The organism is Martinezella rhizogenes (assembly GCF_027460065.1).
GTDB classification, from domain to species: Bacteria; Pseudomonadota; Alphaproteobacteria; order Rhizobiales; family Rhizobiaceae; genus Agrobacterium; species Agrobacterium rhizogenes_C.
This window is the reverse complement of the sequence record NZ_JAPYZZ010000002.1, coordinates 116,485-135,409: the sequence shown is the minus strand read 5'-3', so window position 1 is coordinate 135,409 and position 18,925 is coordinate 116,485. Positions and strand designations below refer to the sequence as shown.

The window sequence follows — 18,925 nt, the reverse complement described above, 5'->3', positions numbered from 1 at the left end:
GCCCGGCAGGCGTCTGCGCGCTACACCTGGCTGGTTTCGCCCTCTGCCAACTGAGCAAGCCCCGGCAGATTGCAGACAAGAAGCTTCTGCCGCCCGCCCTGCACCAATCCCTTGCTCTCCCAGCTGGAGAGGATGCGGGAGACGGTGTGCAGTGTCGTGCCGGTCATCTCGGCAATATCCTGCCGCGAGATCGGGAAATCGATACGGATGCCGTCTTCCTCCTTGCGGCCCGCCTGCTGCGAAAGGCGCAGTACGGCATGGGCCACCCGGCGCTCCACCTCCTGCGTCGACATTTCGCGGATGCGCGTATGGGCTTCCTCGAGACGCTGGCCGATCGTCTGCATGGCGGAGACGGCAAGATGCGGGTTCTGCTCGACGAATTGCGGCCAGAGGTCCGTCTGCCATGACAGGATGACGCTTTCGGCCGCCGTCGTGGCGGTGCCGGGATAATCTGACCGTTGCAGTGCTCTTGCGAAACCGAAGAGATCACCGGGATGCACCACGCGCACGATGATCTGCTGGCCGTCATGCGTCACCTGCGTCACCTTCAGGCGGCCGTGGATAAGCAGGAAGAAATGCGTTGCCGACTGGCCCTGCTCGAAAATAGCTTCGCCCGGCGGTACCAGCCGGGATGTGGCGTGGGTCAGCAGTCCGTCCAGCTCATCGTCGGCCATCTTGGCAAACAAGGCCAGCGACCGGATGACGCTTCGGTCAATCTTCACTTGCACCCTCTCCGGTGATCGGACGATCCTCAAGGTGATTGCATTGGCAATCGGGGATCGGCCTTTTCTGTATTGTCAGCATACAGCACTATCACCGGCGGCAGAAGATCAAATGATATGAATCAAGCGCTTGTTTTAATTGACGATTATCAAGAAAACAGGGTGGTGGCACGAAGCTTTTCGAGAAGCGGCGCGTACCAGCGCGTGTCTCTCACGAGCCTGAACCCGAGATTATCAGGCGGTACGCCAACGGCGCAGCCACCGCTTTTGGGGTTTTTGACGAAGGCGCTCATCGCCGCCCGGTGTTTTCCCGAAGCGACCGGAATACCGCAGGAGGCGACGGTGTCGACTACCTCGCCATCCTTGCCAAGTGTCACACGGTGGCTGCAGCTCGACGTCCATTCCCAGACATTGCCTCCGAAATCGGCAAGGCCATATTCGTTTTCGCCGAAGCTGCCATAGGATTGCGGAACGGGGTTGCCCGAGGCCTTGCGGCTGGTCTGCCGCTCGTAATCCGCCAACCAGCGCAAAGCGGGATTTTCGCTATCCGCTGCCACACCCAGCGTCTCATCCGGGAAAAGCGAGCCGGCGGCAAAGGCAAGTTCGGCGTCGCTCGGCAGGCGCCAGACCTCGCCTGTCCGCTCGCTCAGCCACTTTGCATAGGCGTGGGCGTCGTCCTGGCTGATACCGGTTGCCGGTATCTCGCCGCCGATCGGAACCGCGAAGCCGGGTTCCGGCTGCTGGCAGCCGCCTTCCGCCACGCAGCGCGCATAATCCGCGCTCGATACCTGATATTTCATGATCGTCAGATTTTTCCGCATCGCCACGTCGACCATCGGCCCATCGACGGCATAACCATTGCGGAAATATTCGCCCTCCGCCCGGTAGCTGAAATGTCCGGCGGGCACTGTAACGACCTGTGGAGCCATCATGGCCGCGCGGTCATCAGCGCCGCTGCGGATGATCCCGGACTGGAAACCGATGGCCGTTGCCAGCAGTGTCGCAATCGAGAGCGGCAAAAGAAGCGAGACGGCATTTGGGAAGTGGCTGTTGCCGGGAATGCTCATGGGAACCTGCCTGCGTCGAGAAGACGCCAAAGTTCGGGCCTGCTTTCAGGCCGCATAGCAGAAGGGGGAGCGCGCCGCGACCGCTGGCGGCGGCGCGCTCCCGTTTGTGTCAGATGCTCGAGGGGGCGAGCACCGCCTGCATCAGGCTGTTGTTCCACTCACCAGTCACCTTGAAATGGGCGGCTGCACCCAGCTCGAAGGCCTCGATGAGGTTGTGATTGACATAAGCGTAAATGCCGGGCTGCTCGAAGGTATAGAAGGCCGCACCCGCCGTACCGCCGGGAATAAACCAAGTTTCCTGGTCGAGATCCGGCGGGTTGCGGAACTTGCCCGTTGCCCAGACATAATCGCCATGGCCGCCGATGAGGTGCGGACGGGTATCACGGTTTGCCTGCGAATGGACGATCAGCACCTTTTCGCCAACGGCGGCCTGGAGGGCATGTTCCCCGGTCAGGGCGCCGACTGCGCCGTTGAAGACGATGTGGGTCGGCGTCAGCTTGCGCATCACCTCCAGCGTGTCGGCCATGGCGTCGCCGGCGCTTTCATATTTCTTGAAATTGCCGTTCTCGTCGCGCGGGATGTAGAAGTCCTGCTCGCCGACATAATAGATCTTGTCATAAACAAGCTCCTTGCCGTGGCCGTCCGTCAGGCCCTCACGCGGCAGCACCATGATCGCGCCGTTCATGCCCGAGGTGACATGCCAGGGCACCATGCCGGGAGGTGCGCAGTGATAAACGAAGACGCCGGCCTTGTTGGCCTTGAAGCGCAGGATCGCCTTTTCACCGGGGTTGACGATGGTGAGCCCGCCGCCGCCGAGCGCGCCGGTGGCCGAGTGGAAATCAATATTGTGCTGCAGCTCATTGGTATCAGGGTTGATGAGGGTCAGTTCGACATAGTCGTCCTGGTGCACCACCATCAGAGGCCCGGGAACCGAACCGTTGAAGGTCATGGCGTGGACCTCGGTGCCCTTGTCGTCGAGGATCATCTTCTGCTCTTTGATCGTGAGCGTGAACTCGACGATCTTCGGTCCGCCTTCGGCTTTCTGCGTGTGGGCATGCACGAAGGGCGGTTTGACGAGATCAACCTTTACGCGAGGCAGCGCTGCAATCTCAGCGCTCGTCAATGGCTTGGCTGCGGCCTTCTTTTCCTCTGCCGCGCTCGCTGCCGATGGCATGATGACGGGAGCTATAGCCCCTGCAAATGCTGCGCCTGCGAGAATATTACGCCGTGTGATGTGGAAGGTTTCCGTCATCATTCTTCTCCTATCCCTCTTGGGGCAGAGCATGTTTCGCTCTGTCACAGCATTTGTAGCGGAGGGGCGGAAATACAATTTGAGATGGAGCAAACTTCGCTTTCGGCACCCTGCGACATTTTGGCAGGCGGCTGAAGGCCGGTGTGGAAGCGTCGCACCGCCTCTTTGCCTGTTCGCAAAGAAGTCGGACGGGCTCGGGTCTAGACATATGTCAAGACCAAGCAAGGAGCATAATAATGAGTGGCAGCGAAACCGTTCTCACAGAAGGGCGCAGCCGGCCAAAGGGCGGCATTCCAAGAGGGCTGGCGCGCACCGGCCCGGTTATCTTTTCTTACGGCTTCCGGCCGTTTTTCCTCGGCGGCGCCCTCTGGGCCATCGTGGCGATGGTGCTGTGGATCGCAGCCCTTTCCGGCTTCATCGATATTGGCGGGGATTATGGCGCGCCGAACTGGCATGCCCATGAGATGCTGTTCGGTTTCGCTTCGGCGGTGCTGGCCGGCTTTCTTCTAACGGCCGTGCCGAACTGGACGGGGCGGCTGCCGGTATCGGGCAAACCCTTGGTGTGGCTGTTTGCGCTCTGGTGTGCCGGCCGGCTTTTCCTGCTTGTGCCGGACCAGGTGGGCGTGGTCACCGCCGCAGCCGTGGACGGGCTTTTCCTGCCGGCACTTCTGGCGATCTGCGCGCGTGAGGTCATTGCCGGGCGCAAATGGAAAGACCTGAAAGTGCTGGGCGGACTACTGGCGCTTTCGGTCGCCAACATCGTATTCCACGTTGCTGCGATTGGGGGCGATCATAGCCAGATCGCGACCCGCCTTGCGGTCTCGGCCTATACCGTGCTCGTCATCATCGTCGGCGGCCGCATCGTGCCGAGTTTCACCCGCAACTGGCTGAACCGTTTCGGCCGCACGGATTTCCCCGTGCCCTATAACGGCTTCGACACCGTCGCCATCCTCACCGGCATCTTGGCGCTCGCTGTCTGGACAATAGACCCCGAGAGCATGCTGGCCGTGCCCACGGCGCTTCTGGCCGCGTTCATGCACGCCGTGCGTCTGATCCGCTGGCGCGGCTGGACGACATGGCCAGAGCAGGTGCTGGTGGTGCTGCATGTGGCCTATGCCTTCATTCCCGTCGGTTTCATCACCATAGCGCTGGCGGCTCTTGACGTGATGGACACGCGCTCCGTCCTGCACATCTTCACCGTCGGCGTCATCGGCTGCATGATGCTTGCAGTGATGACGAGAGCGAGCCTTGGCCATACCGGGCGCAAGCTCGCGGCCAGCAGGGTGACCATTGCAGCTTACGTATCTCTGATCGCCTGTGCACTGCTGAGGCCGGCAGCCGAGTTTTTCCCCGGCGTGATGATGCACCTTTATGGCTGCTCGGCGCTTCTCTGGATCGTGGGTTTCGGTCTCTTCTGCGTCGAATACGGGCCGATCCTGATGCGCGAACGCAAACCGCTGAAAGCCTGAAACGCTCTCTTGCGATACCGTCAAAACGAAACGCCCCGGAAGCAATTTCCGGGGCGTTTCGTTATCAACCATAGCCGATGGTTTTAGTGCGCGCCGGCGCCGGCGCGGATAAAGATGCGAAACGCCGTGCGCGCCTCGTCGAAATTGCCCGCCCACTGATGGCCCCGGGCCAGAAGCTCCGGGTAAAGAAAGGTCGGCTCCTGCGGCATCAGCACGAAGATCACGGCGCCCGGCGGAAGACGGTCAAGCGCGGCAAGCGTGCGGAGCGTCTGGCCTTCGGCCGTCTCGTCGCTGAGATCGAGATAGATGACCGGATCAGGCCATATCTGCGGCTCCTCGGCATTGCCCGCAAGCGCTGGCGAAACAGATATCTGCTCGGTTTCAATGGATTGCGGCGTGAACAGCACTTCCCAGTCGCCGCCGCCGATTTCCCTGACCTGATGGTCGAAACCGCGCTCGGCCATCACCTTGAACAGCGGAACCGGCCGGAAGGTGGCGTATAATCGCAGCGCCTCACCGGGGGCAAGCCCGGCCACCGCCTCCATGATGGCCGGAAAGGGCTCGCCACCGCTCTGCAAAAGCGGCCGGACATCAAGTTCCCTGATCATTTCCGTCATTGCATCACCTCATCTGTCGGCTGGCGGCGGCAAGGGCCGTCCGCCAGAGGTCTTTTCACCATGCCGCAGGCGCTGGGGTCAATGTTCGGATCCGCAGCAGCATTCGCAGCCGGACATATCGTCATCGGAACCTTCGGCCTGTTCTTCCAGCCGGCCGATATCGAGACGCCAGACTTCCGGGCCCTGTTCGAGATATTCCCAGCCGAACTGGCCGGGGAAATTGGTGGCCAGCTGGTAAAGCAGTGGACGGGGATCGTGATCGCTGGTGATCTGCAGCGATTGACCCTCGGTCAATGCACTGAGCGCGCCGAAAATGCGCGGATGGCGTTCGCGATGCGGAATGATGCGCACGTCGATATTGGTTGCGGTCTGGGCTTCGGACATAGGTTGGCTCCACGGCCGCGGATGGAATGATGTCCGGCGGTGCGGCCGGCCGACGGACTGGAAAAACCTATCCGCCGGGCGGTCGGGAGACATTGTCGCCGCGCAAACAAACCTGAGATTCGTCAGGTCCGTTGCGCGACATGCGTCAGCCGGCAAGGCTGCGATAGATTGCCGGCAGTGCCGATGGCAGCTTGGCGATCCTGCTGACGATGGCATAGCCGTTCTGGCCGAACATGGCCGGAATATAGGATTGCGCCTTGCTGTCGACCGTTACGCCGAAGACACTGACGCCTGAGCGTCGCGCCTCGGAGACCGCGCGGCGGCTGTCCTCTATGGCGAAGCGGCCCTCATAGTGGTCGACATCGTTCGGCTTGCCATCCGTCAGCAGCAGAAGCAGCTTCCTCCGCTCCGGCCTTTCACGCAGCTTGGCGCTGGCGTGGCGGATGGCTGGGCCGATGCGGGTGTAGAAGCCGGGCTTCAGTGCCGCGATGCGACGCTCGATAGTGTGCGCCATCGGCTCATCGAAATCCTTCACCGTTTCCACCCGCACCCAGGATCGGCGGCGGGAGGTGAAGGTCAGGATGGAGTGGCTGTCGCCGCAGGCGGAAAGTCCGTGGGCAAGCACCAGCAGGGCTTCCTTCTCCACATCGAGCACCCGGTGATTGTCGAACCACGCATCGGTCGATAGCGACACGTCGACGAGGATCGTTACGGCGAGATCGTGCGCCTGTGGGCGGCTTGCCATATGAATGCGGTCGCTGCCCTGTCCTCCGGCGGCGATATCGCTTCTGGCGCGAACCACCGCGTCAAGATCGAGGTCGTTGCCGTCAAGCTGGGCGCGCAGCATCTCGTGGCGTGGCCGCAGCACCTCGAATTGCCGCCTGACCCGGCGGATGAGGCTTTTTGTGTCCGGGTCGGGTTCCGGTGCCGTCTCGGCGTCTTTCGCTGGACCGGCGATGACCCGGCAATGATTGGCGAGATAGGTACCGCTGCGATAATCCCATTCGGGATAGGTCAGCTCCGCTGTCAGCGGGGTATGGTTCAGTGCTTCAGGCGGCAGGTCGAGATCGAAGCGGAAGCGGGCGGAAGGCCGCCCCTTTCTTTCACCCAGCGTCATATCGTCAAGCTCGTCCGCCGCGCTGCCGTCGGCATCGTCGCTATCGTCACCCGGACGGTCGACATTGACCATCTCGGCCATGGCGAGGATTTTTTCGAAACGGTTGAGGATGAAGGGGCTGCGTTCGGTCTGGCGGTTCTCGGTCTTTTCGCGCACGGCGATATGGCGGGCCGCTTCCGCGCCCTGCGGCGCGGCGCCCGCTGCCGGTTGGTCTTCGCTTTGTCGGGCCTCGGATGTTTCGCGCAGCAGCGTGTCCGGCCATAGCGGCACCGGCAACATCGGCAGGTAGCGCGGCGGCGCTTTTTCCGGAAGACCGGCGGGTGGCGCATGGCCCTCGATCCCTGCCGCATCGGCGAGCATGGAAAGCACCCGTTGTTCCACCTGCTGCTCCGCCTGCGGCAGCGGCCGTTTCTGGCGCACCGCGAGCATGGCGGCGCAAAGCCGGCGATAACGGACCTTCATTCCGGGGAAGGCATGGATGACGGCTTTTGCCAGTTCTGCGGCGCGGTCGAGCCGGGCAAGATCGTTGCCCAACGGGTCGGCCGCCGCTACCGGTTCAAGCGGCATCATCGCCATGGCGGCGGCAAGCCAGAGATAGAGATCGCGGTTGAGGCACCGGTCGGGAAACAGATCGAGCACCGGCGGCAGCATCAGCGTGGCATGATCGCGCCCGGGCTGGGCGAGCTTCTCTTCGCCAAGACCCATGCGCTGGCGCAGCCTCAGCCGGTGGCTGGAAGTGCGGGCGCGGGCCGGAGCGATCTGCACCGCATGTTCACCGCCAAAACCGCGGAAACATATGGCCAGCACGGCCTGCATATCCTCCAGCTTCACGGCATGATCCGGGAAGCGCAGCCATGTGCCGGTTTCGCCGATCAGCCTGTGCCAGGCGCGGCCGACGGTTTCTTCCAGTTCCAGAAAGTCCAGCATGGTTTATCCTCATGGCATCGGACCGGAACGCGCGGGGCCGCGCAATCCGACGTGGATATCAAAGCGCCTATCGAATGATCGCATCCGCGACTTCATGCAGCGCGGCCTTCACATCCGGCTCGTCAGTCAGCGGTTCGATCATGGTCGCGCGCACGGCCTGACGGGCGGGAAGGCCGGTATCGATGAGGCTGGCGCAATAAACGAGCAGACGGGTGGAGACGCCTTCTTCCAGATCGTGGCCTTTCAAACCGCGCAGCCGGTGGGCAAGATCGACGAGCGGCTCGACGTCGCGCGCATCCAGCCCGCTTTCATGCGAAACGACGGCGATTTCCTGCTCCTTGGGCAGAAAATCGAATTCAATGGCGACGAAACGCTGGCGGGTACTGGGTTTCAGGCTCTTTAAAAGATTCTGGTATCCGGGATTATAGGACACGACGAGCATGAAGCCGGAGGGCGCTTCCAGCACTTCGCCGGTGCGCTCCAGCGGCAGGATGCGGCGATCATCGGTGAGGGGATGCAATACGACAGCCACATCCTTGCGCGCCTCAACGATCTCGTCGAGGTAACATATGCCGCCCTGACGCACGGATCGTGTCAGCGGGCCGTCCATCCACACGGTCTCGCCGCCTTTCAGCAGGTAACGGCCGGTCAGATCAGCGGCAGCAAGATCGTCGTGGCACGAAACAGTGGAAAGCGGCAGGCCGAGTTTCGCTGCCATATGGCTGACGAAACGGGTCTTGCCGCAGCCGGTCGGGCCTTTCAGCAGCAGCGGCAATTGCCGCACCCAGGCGCTTTCGAACAGTGTGCATTCATTGCCGATCGGGGTGTAGAACGGCGCGTCCGGCAAAGGCTGCGGCGCGGGGCGGAAAATCGTATTCATGGTCATCTCCATGGTTGGTGGTAAGGAACCGGCTCTCCGGGGGAAAAGGAGAGCCGGTCCGTTTCTCATTCGGCGGGCTGCACGAGGCGGGCAACGTCGCCCTGTTTCTGCTTGCCCGGTACCAGGATTGCCCAGATGAACATGACCGCCGAAATGAGAACCGCGAAACCAGAACCGAGACGGATCCAGTAGAAGATCGCCAGCTGGTCCTGCACATCCATGAAGCTTTCGCCCATGACCCGCTGAAGCTGGATCTGCACCACGCCGGCAAAGGTGAGCGCGAAGGTCATCACCGACATGGCCGTGCACATGACCCAGAAGCTCGTCATCGAAAGCCACTGGTTGTAGGGCGCGCGTTTCTTCATTTCGGGGATGGCATAGGCCATCATCGCAAGGTTCAGCATCACATAGGCGCCGAAGAAGGCGAGGTGCCCGTGGGCGGCGGTGAGCTGCGTGCCGTGGGTGTAATAGTTCACCGACGACAGCGTGTGCAGGAAACCCCAGACGCCGGCGCCGAAGAAGGCCATGACCGAGCAGCCGATCGACCAGAGCAGCGCGGCGCGGTTCTCATGTTTGCGGCCAGCCTTCCAGGTCATGACGAAGGTGAAGATGACCATGGTGAAGAAGGGGGCCACTTCCAGCGTCGAGAACAGCGAGCCGATCCATTGCCAGTAACCCGGCGCGCCGATCCAGTAATAATGGTGGCCGGTGCCGAGAATGCCCGAGAAGAGCGCTAGGCCGACGATGACATAGAGCCATTTTTCCACCACTTCGCGGTCGATGCCGTTGAGCTTGATCATCAGGAAGGCGAGGATCGACGCCATGATCAGTTCCCACACGCCTTCCACCCACAGATGGATGACGTACCACCAGTACATCTTGTCGAGCGCCAGGTTCATGGGGTTGTAAAAGGCGAAGAGGAAGAAGATCGCCAGACCCCAGAGACCGAAGAGCAGGATGTTGATGACGGTGGTCTTGCGGCCCTTCAGCGCTGTCATGGTGATGTTGAACAGGAACATCAAAACGACAAGCACGATGCCGACCTTGATGGCGAAGGGCTGTTCGAGGAATTCGCGGCCTTCATGGATGCGGAACATATAACCGACCACGGCAACGGCGGCGGCCACCAGGAAGATCCAGAACTGCGCGATGGCGAGCTTGGGGCTGTAAAGCTCCGTTTCCGTTTCTTCCGGCAGAAGATAGAAAGTCGAGCCCATGAACCCCATTAACAGCCACACGACCAGCGCATTGGTGTGGATCATGCGCACGATGTTGAAGGGCAGAAGCTCGGAAAGCGTGTTGGGCAGCACGTAGATCGTCGCGGCGATGACGCCGAACAGGATCTGCGCCACGAACAGCCCGATTGCGCCGTAAAAATACAGCATGGCGACTTTTTGCGTCTGGTATTTCATCTCGTCATCTCCTTGCCGTCAACCTCAACCCGCATCGTTCGGCGGCCAGTTCTGCGTCTTGATCCGGCTCGTCCATTCGAGGAAGTCGACGAGATCATCGAGTTCCTGTTCGGTGAGATTGAACTGCGGCATCTGGCGCCGGCCCTCGATGCCGGTGGGCTGGGCGGCCATCCAGGCCTTGATGGAATCGCGCGCCGTCTCCTTGTCTTCCACGCCGCCATAGCGCTTCCAGACATTGCCGAGTTCGGGCGCGAAATAGGCGCCTTCGCCGAGCAGCGTGTGACAGTTGATGCAGGAATTTTTCTCCCACACGTGTTTGCCGCGCGCGACGCTTTCCGTCAGCGTGCTTTCGTCCGTCGAGGTGGTGCGCATGTAATAATGGCTATGGGCGGTCAGCCCGACGAATATGGCGAAGAAGAAGATGGAGCCGCCGTAAAAGACGTTTCGCGCTCCTGTTTTGGTCAGGCGTTCTGCCATGCCAATGGTCCTTTCCATCCGGAAGACCGCTTATGCGGACTGGCTTGATCGAACCCTCTTGCCGGGATTTGCCAGCAGGCTGGCGGAATGCGGTGGGGTCTGAAGCCTTTCTAGCCGCTGGCCGCCGGCGTTCTTTGCCATTTGGCAAACAAGTGGAGAGGTGATGCGGTCCGCCTTTTCAGAGCGACAAAATGCCCTGCAGGAACGCCCGCAAAAGGGCTGCGGCGGCGAAGATTGCGGGCCATGCCAGAAGTGCCGTGCGCAGCAGGCCTCGCTCTTCGCCAAAACCCAGAAAGTCGTCGATGACGCGTCTGGATTTCATGAGCGCGAAAAGCAGCATCAGGCAGGCGACGGCAACCGGCGGCAGAAACGCCGCCTTCCACGATGTGACGACGGCCGTGCCGGCGAGAACAAGAATGGCGAGCATTGCAAAACTTTTTGCGAGCTGGCGGGAGGTGCGGTGGATCATGATTGTCAAACCAGATAGACGATGGGAAAAATGACGATCCAGACCAGATCGATGACATGCCACAGCGTCGTCACCAGCGTGACATTCTCGTTTTTTGGGAAGACTGCGACGAGAAACAGCAGCATGGCCACGAAGACGACATGCAGCAGGTGGAAGCCGGTGAGCAGGAAATAGAGCTCGAAGAACGCGCCATAGGCTGGGTCAGACGCGAAGGCGATTTCGGTGGAATATTCATGGAGCTTCACTCCGACGAAAGCGAAACCCAGCAGGCCGGCAAGGACAAGCGCCCGCCTTTTGCCCGGCAGCGCAGTGTGGCGGCTGGCCGCGACGGCAGCCTGCCAGCCGCTTGCCAGCAAAATCAGGGTGTTGAGGCCGGCAAGTTGTGGCTGCAGATGCTGGCGCGCGGCAGCGAACGCATCGGGATTGAGTGCGAAGGCAATGATGAAGGCGCCGGTCAGCGCGCCGAAGGCGGCAAGTTCGCTCCAGACCAGAATCCACAAAAGCAGGTTTCCGCTTTCCTTTTCCGTATTTATCGCCATGGCCTCGCCCGTAATTGTAAAACAGCAAGCCACGCTTAGGCGTCCTCAAACCCTGCTTCTTTGCGGTCGGTCAAAGAAGGGAGTGCGCAAAGCCCTATTGTCATGACAAAGCGCAACTCTGGAAAATGGAGCTTCCCATGAACGACGCGCAGGTCGGGCTGATTGTCGCAACCCCTATTATCATTGGCTTTGCGGTGCTGTTGTACCGTATGGGAGTGCTGCAGCGCATGGGCGCGGTTTCCGCCGTGCTCGCCTCCGTGGCCATTGCTTCGGTGCTGTTCCTGAACCAGTGAGAAGACAGTCGGATGCTTGAACTCGTCGCCGCTCTTTCGCTCTTCGTGGCGCTGCATTCCATTCCCGCCGTGCCTGCCGTGCGCGGACGGCTGATTGCGGCCATCGGCCGGCCCGCCTATTTCGGGGCTTATTCCTTGGTCTCGCTTCTGACGCTGGGCTGGGTGTTTTATGCCGCGCTGTCGGTTGACTACATACCGCTTTGGGATGTCGCGCCCTGGCAGGCACATGTCACCTTTCTGGCAGCGCCAATTGGTCTGTTTTTCGTGCTGGCCGGCCTTCTCAGCGTCAATCCGCTCTCCATTTCCGTGCGGCAGGGGCAGCAGCCCGGCGCCATCGTGCGCATCACCCGCCATCCCGTGCTTGTCGGTTTCCTGTTCTGGTCGCTCGGCCATGTCGTGCCGAATGGTGACCTGCGCTCCGTCATCCTGTTCGGCGGTTTTGCGCTGTTTTCGATCGGCGGAATGGTGATGACGGAAAAACGCGCCCGCAAAAGACTGGGCAATGCCTGGAACGCGACGGCCGCCGGCAGCGCCACGGTTCCCTTCGCAGCGATTCTCACTGGCAAAACCCGTATCGCCGTGGATGGGCCGATGCTGCTCGCCGCGGTGCTGACAGGCTTGACCGTGTGGTGGCTGCTGGCCGGCGGCCATGCCATGCTCTTCGGCGCTGACCCCATGGCCTATTTCTGACCACTCAAGGCGTCTTCACCACATGCGGCTGCCATATCGGCGCCTGCGGCGCTGGCGCGATGCCGAGCTGATCGATCGCGCGGGCGGCGAGCTGGTCGACAATATCGAAGACGCTTTGCGGCCTGTTATAAAAGGCCGGCACTGGCGGCATGACGATCGCGCCCGCCTCTGTCACCGCGCACATGTTGCGCAGATGGATGAGATGCAGCGGCGTCTCGCGGGTCATCAAAACCAGTTTCCGCCCTTCCTTCAGATGCACATCGGCGGCGCGGGTAAGGAGATTGTCCGAAAGCCCGGTTGCAATGGCCGCGAGCGTTCGCATGGAGCAGGGGGCGACGATCATGCCTGCTGTCGGGAAGGAGCCGCTGGCGATCGCCGCACCAATATCATCGACGGCGTGATTGACGCTGGCGAGCGACAACATCCGCCCCAAGGTTTGCGCACCTTCCTCATGCAGCACGGTGCGTCTGGCGGATTGCGACAGGACGAGATGGATTTCGACGTTTTTCATGTCGGCGAGACGCTCGATGATGCGCAGCGCAATGCCGGCACCCGAAGCACCGGTGACGCCGACCACGACGCGACACGGGTTCATGGTCGTTCTCCAAGGCCAAGATCACGCCACATCAGATCCACCTTTGCGATGACGTCAGGCGTCATCGACAGCACGCGGCCCCATTCGCGCTCCGTCTCAGGCGGCAGCTTGCGGGTAGCGTCCAGACCCATCTTGCCACCAAGGCCGGCTTTCGGTGAGGCGAAGTCGAGATAATCGATGGGCGTATCGTTGATGATCGTTGCATCGCGCGAGGCGTCGAAGCGGGTCGAAAGCGCCCAGATGACATCCGCCCAGTTGCGCACATTGATGTCGGGATCGACCAGAATGATGAGCTTCACATAGCTGAACTGCGGCAGCATCGACCAGAGCCCCATCATCACCCGCTTTGCCTGTCCCGGGTAACGCTTGTCGATGGAGGCGACCATGACGCGGTAGGAACAGGCCTCCGGCGGCATCCACAGATCGACGATTTCCGCAAACTGCCTCTTCACGAGCGGCAGGAAAATCTCGAGCATGGCTTCGCCGAGAACCGAGGGCTCGTCCGGCGGCCGGCCGGTATAGGTGGAAAGATAGATCGGGTCGCGGCGCATGGTGATGGCCGACAGCGTCATGATCGGAAAGGCTTCGACCGAATTATAATAGCCGGTGTGGTCGCTATAGGGGCCTTCCATTGCTGTTTCCGTGGCCGAAACAGTACCTTCCAGCACGATCTCGGCATTGGCAGGCACCGGCATCGGCACCGTCAGTGCCTTTGCGATGCGGCTTTTCGAACCGCGTAGCAGGCCGGAAAAACCAAGCTCGCTGATATGGTCGGGAAGCGGCATCACGGCGGCGAGAATAGTGGCGGGATCGGCCCCGATGGCGACGGTGACGGGCATATCCAGCCCGCGCGCCTGCCACATCAGGTGGTGCTGCGCGCCGCCGCGATGCGCCAGCCAGCGCATGATCACCCTGTCCGGCCCCAGCACCTGCATGCGGTAAATGCCGACATTGATATCGTCGGGATCATCAGGCGAGCGGGTGATGACCAGCGGCCAGGTGATAAGCGGGGCCGGCTCTTCCGGCCAGCACCATTGCACCGGCAGGCGGGCAAGATCGACTGCATCACCCGTCAGTACCTTTTCCTGCACCGGCGCACGGGAAACGTTACGTGGCCGCATGGACAGTGCGGCTTTCAGCAAAGGCAGCTTACCCCATGCCTCGGCCATGGATTTCGGCGGCCGTGGCTCGCGCAATTCGGCGAGCTTTTGTCCAAGTGCTGGCAGGCCGCCCGTTTCCAGCCCCAGCCCCCATTCGATGCGTTGCCGCGTGCCGAAGAGATTGGCAAGCAGCGGCATGTCCCGCACCTTGCCCTCATGGTCGACGGGTTGCTCGAACAGCAGCGCCGGCCCGCCATCGGCGAGCACCCGGCGGTGGATTTCGGTGATTTCGTGCACCAGTGAGACCGGCTGGCGGATTCGCCGCAGCTGCCCGCGTTCTTCCAGCAACCGGACGAAACCGCGCAGATCGGCTGCGTGGGCGGGTTTAGTTTCTGTCTTTGTATCTGTCGGTTCGTCTCTCATGCCGCCTGTTTGCCGGTGGCGGTGCGGCATGTCCTTGCGCTGCCGCAAATGCGGCTTCAGTGCGAACGAAGATAGTCGGCAAGAACAAGGGCGTGGTTGTGTTCGGTATCATGGGCGGCATAAAGCAGCGTGACGCGGCCCTTCGCCATCAGCTCCTTCATGCACGCCACGGCATCGGGATTGGCGGCCAGCTCCTCATGATAGTGCCGGGTGAATTCCGCAAAACGCGACGGCATATGCGAGAAATTCTTGCGCAATTCGTTGCTGGGCGCGATTTCCTTCATCCACAGCGAAAGCTGTGCGGTTTCCTTGCGCATGCCGCGCGGCCACAGCTGGTCCACCAGAATGCGTGCGCCGTCATCATCGCTGGCGGCATCATAAATCCGTTTGATCCTTATATCGGACATGGGCGGCCTCCTTCGCTTCGCAAGTGAATGATTTATAGCGGCTTTTGTGAAGCCGCACCCGAAAATCTCTCTGTCTTTGCGTTCGCTCAAACCGGCGCTGGCGCGCTGCGGTTAGGTTCCTGCCCGCAACTGACCTGACAGGACCATTTATGAGACCGTTTCCCGCCGCCATCGCCCGCCCCATGAATTTTCTGCCCCTTGCCGTGGTGCAGCGAGCGACGGAGGCGATGCTGGCGCAGATCATGAAACGGCACCCGGATATGTTCGGCCGGCTCGGTGAGCATAGCGGCAAACGCTACGCCTTCCTGCCTGTCGATCTCCCCTTCGCCTTCATGGTCGAGCCGGCGCGTCCTGCCATCACCGTCAGCCGAAAGGGCCGTCTGTCGAAGGTGGATGCGGCGGTGGAAGGGCCGCTTTTCATGCTGCTGGCGCTGATGGAGGGGCGGCAGGATGCCGATGCGCTGTTCTTCTCGCGGGATCTCAGCGTGACCGGCGACATGGAGGCGATGTTGGCACTGCGCAATGCGCTTGATGACAGCGGCATTGATCTGCCGCGCGATCTCGGTGCCTTTGCCGGGCCTTTCGCGCCGGTGGTGACTCGTGTTGCGAACCGGTTGCGTGGCCATGTTCTATCCGAAACGCGGGGAGGTGAGGCATGGAACTGATCTGTCCAGCGGGAACGCCCGCCGCCTTCCGCGAGGCCGTGGATGCCGGGGCGGACGCGGTCTATTGCGGCTTTCGCGATGAAACCAATGCCCGCAATTTTCCCGGGCTCAATTTTTCCCGCGAAGAGCTTGCCGAAGCCATCGCCTACGCGAAGAAGCGCGGCGTCCAGACTTTCGTCGCGCTCAACACCTTCATGCGCGCGGGCAATGAGGATATCTGGTATCGCGGTGCGGCCGATGCGGTGAAGGCGGGGGCGGATGCGCTGATCCTTGCCGATTTCGGCCTGATGGCGCATGTGGCGGAAAAACATCCGCAACAGCGCATCCACGTCTCCGTGCAGGCCTCCGCCTCCAATGCGGACGCGGTGAATTTCCTCGTTGATGCCTTCGGCGCAAAACGTGTGGTGCTGCCGCGCACCCTGACGATTCCCGACATCGCCCGGCTGGCGCGGCAAATCCGCTGCGAGATAGAAATCTTCGTGTTCGGCGGTCTCTGCGTCATGGCGGAGGGGCGCTGCTCGCTTTCGTCTTATGCCACAGGCAAGTCACCCAACATGAACGGCGTCTGCTCGCCGGCAAGCCATGTGCATTACCGGCAGGACGGGCAGGAGCTGGTGTCGGAACTCGGCGATTACACCATCAACCGCTTTCCGGACGGCGAGGCGGCGGGTTACCCGACGCTGTGCAAGGGTCGTTTCGAGATTGCCGACGACAAGTCCTATGCCTTCGAGGACCCGGTATCGCTTGATGTGATGGACCAGATCGATGCCTTGCGGGAAGCGGGTGTCAGCGCGCTGAAGATCGAGGGCCGCCAGCGCGGCAAGGCCTATGTGGCGGAAGTGGTTTCCACCCTGCACCGGGCGCTGGCCGCCAGCGCCGAAGAACGGGGACGGCTGCTTTCACGCCTGCGGCTGTTAAGCGAAGGCCAGCGCACCACTGTCGGTGCTTACGAGAAACGCTGGAGATGATGGCGATGGCAAAAACCGCAAAGGCCACATTGGCGCTCGGCCCCGTCCTTTATCTCTGGCAGGGCGAAAAATGGCGTGATTTTTACTTTCGCATCGCCGACGAAGCGCCGGTCAGCCACGTCTATCTCGGCGAGACCGTCTGTTCTAAACGGTTTCATTTTACCGAGCCCCATCTGGCCGAGGTGATCGAGCGGCTGGAAACTGCGGGAAAGAAAGTGATCCTCTCGACCCTTTCCCTGGTGACGCTGGAGCGCGAAAGCCGCCAGCTGCGCGGCCTGATCGCCGACAGCCCCTATCCCGTCGAGGCGAACGATCTTTCCGCACTCGGCATGTTGTACGGCACGCCGCATGTCGTCGGGCCGATGGTGAATGTCTATAATGCAGCCGCCGCACGGCTGCTTTCCTCGCGCGGGGCAAGCGCCATCTGCCTGCCGCCGGAACTACCGGTGACCTCAGTGGAGCGCATCGTGGCGGAAACACCTGACGTGGACTTCGAAATCTTCGCCTTCGGCCGCCTGCCGCTCGCCATTTCGGCGCGCTGCGCCCATGCCCGCGCCAAGGGCAATATCAAGGATAATTGCCAGTTCGTCTGCGGTGACGACCCTGACGGACTACCTGTCCGCACCCTCGACCGGCAGTCGTTTCTAGCGCTGAACGGCGTGCAGACGGTGTCGCACACCTGCCAGTCGCTGCTTGGCGAATTGCAGGATCTGGCCGCTGCCGACATAGCGCGTTTTCGCCTGTCGCCGCAGGATTGCGACATGGTCGCGGTGGCGCGGATCCACGACGACGTTCTTGCCGGCAGGCGAGATGCGGAGGAAAGCATCGCCCTTCTGCAACAAGCCTATCCGGACGTGCCCTTTTCCAATGGTTTTCATCACGGGCAGGAAGGGGCGGCCTGGATCGCCCGCGCGCGCAACACGGCGCATGGAGCTAATCTATGACGATGAGCGGACAGGAACAGCAGGCACACCCGGCACCGGGCGGGGCGGATATCGCGGCGGCGATCCATCTGGTACGCAATGTCGTTCTGGAAAGCGCGCTCGATTGCGGCTGCCGCGACAAGGTGCACGAAGCCCTGCGTGAGCTCGAGGATTTCGAGCGCCAGCGCAACATCGTCAAGCTTCTGGCCGCTGCCCGAGAGGAACGGCGCAAGATCGGGCTTCTGACCGAGATGCTCGCCGATTTCGCCGAGGACGATACGGTCGATGAAGGTGTGGTCGAAACCGCGAGCCTGATGTTTCTCGACATTGCCGCCGCCGCCCAGGAGGGCGCCCGTATCCTGCGAGAGGCCCTGTCACTCAGGACGGGCGAATAGGCCCGGTTTCCGGCGCTGTTTGATCCTGCGCAAAGAGCGGGCGCTTGTAAAATGTCATTTCCAGATTGGTGACGCGTTGTGGCTGGAAGATCGGTTCGAGCGGACGTCACGCCTATCGGGGCGCTTCCGGCGCGAACAAGGATCAGTACCATGGCCCATCTCACCCGCCGTCAGGCGCTTTCGGCCCTTTCGGGTTTGGCGGTCGCGACGCTTGCCACGCCGCATATTCTGATGGCCGACGCGCCGCTCACCTTTTATGGTCCGCCCGCAGCACCTTCTGCCGTGCTTGCCCATGCGGTGAAAGGCGGGTTCCTGAAGGATGTCGCGCCCGAGGCCGTCTTCAAGGCGTGGAAAACGCCGGATGAAATGCGCGCCGCCGTCGCCTCCGGTTCCATGGGTGCGGTGGTGATGCCGAGCTACGGTGCTGCCAATCTACATAATCGCGGTCTCGGCCTTGGGCTTCTGAATGTGCTGACCACCGGTCTGCTCTATGTCGTGTCGAAGGACGAAACGCTGACGTCGCTGGAAGGTCTCTCGGGCAAGACGCTTGCTCTGCCATTCAAGACCGATATGCCCGATTTCGTCTTGCGCCGGCTGGTCGCTGAAAAAGGCTTGAAGCCCGGCGATATCAAGCTGGAATATGCCGCCTCGCCACCGGAGGCCGTACAATTGCTGCTGACGGGCAGGGTGGATGCCGCGCTGCTGAGCGAACCGGCGGCGACCGCTGTGCTGATCAAGGCAAAGTCGTTTTTCATGACCGTTCACCGCACCATCGACATCCAGCAGGACTGGGCAAAGGTGGCGGGCAAGCCGGAAATCCCGCAAGCCGGTCTCGCCCTGACGTCGCAGGTTCAGGAAAAGCTCGGCAAGGCTGGTATTGATGCCTTGCAGGCGGGCATGGAAGCGGCGCTCGCCAGTGCCATGGCCGATCCGCAGAGGGCGGCGGCCGCCGCCGCCGATGCCCTCGGTTTCCCGGCGGAAATCATCGCGGCCTCTTTCCCGACGAGCCATTTGTCGGCGCTGAAGGCGAGCGCCGCACGCGCCGATCTCGAGGCATTTTACGATGAACTCGCCAAGGCGGACCCGGCCATCATCGGCGGTCGGCGGCCGGATGACGGCTTTTATCTGGTGTAG

General features: G+C 61.7%; 22 protein-coding genes. 8 read left to right on the top strand and 14 right to left on the bottom strand.

Annotated elements, in window-relative coordinates; all coding sequences use genetic code 11:
• Positions 1 to 20: 20 nt before the first annotated feature.
• The 3 genes from O8B93_RS05415 to nirK form a co-directional block, all read right to left on the bottom strand.
• Positions 21 to 722, bottom strand: coding sequence for a Crp/Fnr family transcriptional regulator (locus tag O8B93_RS05415; RefSeq protein ID WP_080820468.1), 702 nt, complete (start codon positions 720 to 722; stop codon positions 21 to 23).
• 149 nt (positions 723 to 871) lie between these two features.
• Complete coding sequence (locus tag O8B93_RS05410) at positions 872 to 1,789, bottom strand: formylglycine-generating enzyme family protein (RefSeq protein WP_269708785.1); 918 nt, start codon at positions 1,787 to 1,789, stop codon at positions 872 to 874.
• Between the two features lie 109 nt (positions 1,790 to 1,898).
• Positions 1,899 to 3,041 carry a copper-containing nitrite reductase gene (gene nirK / locus O8B93_RS05405; protein WP_269708783.1) on the bottom strand — a complete coding sequence of 381 codons (1,143 nt, stop codon included), beginning with the start codon at positions 3,039 to 3,041 and terminating at the stop codon, positions 1,899 to 1,901.
• A 236-nt stretch (positions 3,042 to 3,277) separates the two neighbouring features.
• Here nirK and O8B93_RS05400 point away from each other — a divergent pair, with 236 nt between their 5' ends.
• Entirely contained in the window at positions 3,278 to 4,510 is a 1,233-nt protein-coding gene (locus O8B93_RS05400) for an NnrS family protein (protein ID WP_269708782.1), read from the top strand.
• 83 nt (positions 4,511 to 4,593) lie between these two features.
• Here O8B93_RS05400 and O8B93_RS05395 read toward each other — a convergent pair whose 3' ends face one another.
• The 8 genes from O8B93_RS05395 to O8B93_RS05360 form a co-directional block, all read right to left on the bottom strand.
• On the bottom strand, positions 4,594 to 5,127 hold the full coding sequence (locus tag O8B93_RS05395; protein WP_269708780.1) for a DUF2249 domain-containing protein: 534 nt from the start codon (positions 5,125 to 5,127) through the stop codon (positions 4,594 to 4,596).
• Between the two features lie 78 nt (positions 5,128 to 5,205).
• Positions 5,206 to 5,511: a DUF2249 domain-containing protein gene (locus O8B93_RS05390; protein WP_269708779.1), complete on the bottom strand. Its 306-nt coding sequence runs from the start codon at positions 5,509 to 5,511 to the stop codon at positions 5,206 to 5,208.
• Positions 5,512 to 5,656: 145 nt separating this feature from the next.
• Positions 5,657 to 7,555, bottom strand: a complete 1,899-nt coding sequence (locus O8B93_RS05385) for a nitric oxide reductase activation protein NorD (RefSeq protein ID WP_269708778.1) — start codon at positions 7,553 to 7,555, stop codon at positions 5,657 to 5,659.
• A 67-nt stretch (positions 7,556 to 7,622) separates the two neighbouring features.
• Positions 7,623 to 8,435, bottom strand: a complete 813-nt coding sequence (locus O8B93_RS05380; RefSeq protein WP_269708777.1) for a CbbQ/NirQ/NorQ/GpvN family protein — start codon at positions 8,433 to 8,435, stop codon at positions 7,623 to 7,625.
• A 65-nt stretch (positions 8,436 to 8,500) separates the two neighbouring features.
• Positions 8,501 to 9,847: a nitric-oxide reductase large subunit gene (locus tag O8B93_RS05375; protein ID WP_065117772.1), complete on the bottom strand. Its 1,347-nt coding sequence runs from the start codon at positions 9,845 to 9,847 to the stop codon at positions 8,501 to 8,503.
• Positions 9,848 to 9,871: 24 nt separating this feature from the next.
• A complete protein-coding gene (locus O8B93_RS05370; protein ID WP_046800955.1) occupies positions 9,872 to 10,324 on the bottom strand; it encodes a c-type cytochrome in 453 nt (150 codons plus the stop codon).
• Positions 10,325 to 10,502: 178 nt separating this feature from the next.
• Entirely contained in the window at positions 10,503 to 10,793 is a 291-nt protein-coding gene (locus O8B93_RS05365) for a hypothetical protein (RefSeq protein ID WP_269708776.1), read from the bottom strand.
• A gap of 5 nt (positions 10,794 to 10,798) precedes the next feature.
• Positions 10,799 to 11,332, bottom strand: coding sequence for a cytochrome c oxidase subunit 3 (locus O8B93_RS05360; protein WP_269708775.1), 534 nt, complete (start codon positions 11,330 to 11,332; stop codon positions 10,799 to 10,801).
• A gap of 137 nt (positions 11,333 to 11,469) precedes the next feature.
• Between O8B93_RS05360 and O8B93_RS05355 the strand changes: the two genes are divergently transcribed.
• Positions 11,470 to 11,625 carry a hypothetical protein gene (locus O8B93_RS05355; RefSeq protein ID WP_003520964.1) on the top strand — a complete coding sequence of 52 codons (156 nt, stop codon included), beginning with the start codon at positions 11,470 to 11,472 and terminating at the stop codon, positions 11,623 to 11,625.
• Positions 11,626 to 11,637: 12 nt separating this feature from the next.
• Positions 11,638 to 12,315 (top strand): NnrU family protein, encoded by a 678-nt coding sequence (locus O8B93_RS05350; protein WP_269708774.1) that lies wholly within the window; start codon positions 11,638 to 11,640, stop codon positions 12,313 to 12,315.
• A 4-nt stretch (positions 12,316 to 12,319) separates the two neighbouring features.
• Here the strand turns inward: O8B93_RS05350 and O8B93_RS05345 are convergent, their stop codons facing one another.
• The 3 genes from O8B93_RS05345 to O8B93_RS05335 are packed head-to-tail and all read right to left on the bottom strand — an operon-like array spanning position 12,320 to position 14,840.
• Positions 12,320 to 12,910, bottom strand: coding sequence for a UbiX family flavin prenyltransferase (locus O8B93_RS05345; RefSeq protein ID WP_269708773.1), 591 nt, complete (start codon positions 12,908 to 12,910; stop codon positions 12,320 to 12,322).
• Positions 12,907 to 14,433 carry a UbiD family decarboxylase gene (locus tag O8B93_RS05340; RefSeq protein WP_269708772.1) on the bottom strand — a complete coding sequence of 509 codons (1,527 nt, stop codon included), beginning with the start codon at positions 14,431 to 14,433 and terminating at the stop codon, positions 12,907 to 12,909. Before O8B93_RS05340 ends, O8B93_RS05345 begins: the two co-directional genes overlap by 4 nt.
• A 56-nt stretch (positions 14,434 to 14,489) precedes the next feature.
• Positions 14,490 to 14,840 carry a DUF488 domain-containing protein gene (locus tag O8B93_RS05335; RefSeq protein WP_269708771.1) on the bottom strand — a complete coding sequence of 117 codons (351 nt, stop codon included), beginning with the start codon at positions 14,838 to 14,840 and terminating at the stop codon, positions 14,490 to 14,492.
• 149 nt (positions 14,841 to 14,989) lie between these two features.
• Between O8B93_RS05335 and ubiT the strand changes: the two genes are divergently transcribed.
• The 5 genes from ubiT (at position 14,990) to O8B93_RS05310 (ending at position 18,925) form a co-directional block, all read left to right on the top strand.
• Positions 14,990 to 15,505, top strand: coding sequence for a ubiquinone anaerobic biosynthesis accessory factor UbiT (gene ubiT, locus O8B93_RS05330; protein ID WP_269708770.1), 516 nt, complete (start codon positions 14,990 to 14,992; stop codon positions 15,503 to 15,505).
• Positions 15,496 to 16,473: a ubiquinone anaerobic biosynthesis protein UbiU gene (gene ubiU / locus O8B93_RS05325; RefSeq protein WP_269708769.1), complete on the top strand. Its 978-nt coding sequence runs from the start codon at positions 15,496 to 15,498 to the stop codon at positions 16,471 to 16,473. Before ubiT ends, ubiU begins: the two co-directional genes overlap by 10 nt.
• Positions 16,474 to 16,478: 5 nt before the next feature.
• Entirely contained in the window at positions 16,479 to 17,417 is a 939-nt protein-coding gene (ubiV, locus tag O8B93_RS05320) for a ubiquinone anaerobic biosynthesis protein UbiV (RefSeq protein ID WP_269708768.1), read from the top strand.
• A complete protein-coding gene (locus O8B93_RS05315) occupies positions 17,414 to 17,791 on the top strand; it encodes a hypothetical protein (protein ID WP_269708767.1) in 378 nt (125 codons plus the stop codon). The genes ubiV and O8B93_RS05315 overlap by 4 nt, the downstream gene beginning before the upstream one ends.
• A gap of 150 nt (positions 17,792 to 17,941) precedes the next feature.
• Positions 17,942 to 18,925, top strand: coding sequence for an ABC transporter substrate-binding protein (locus O8B93_RS05310; RefSeq protein WP_269708766.1), 984 nt, complete (start codon positions 17,942 to 17,944; stop codon positions 18,923 to 18,925).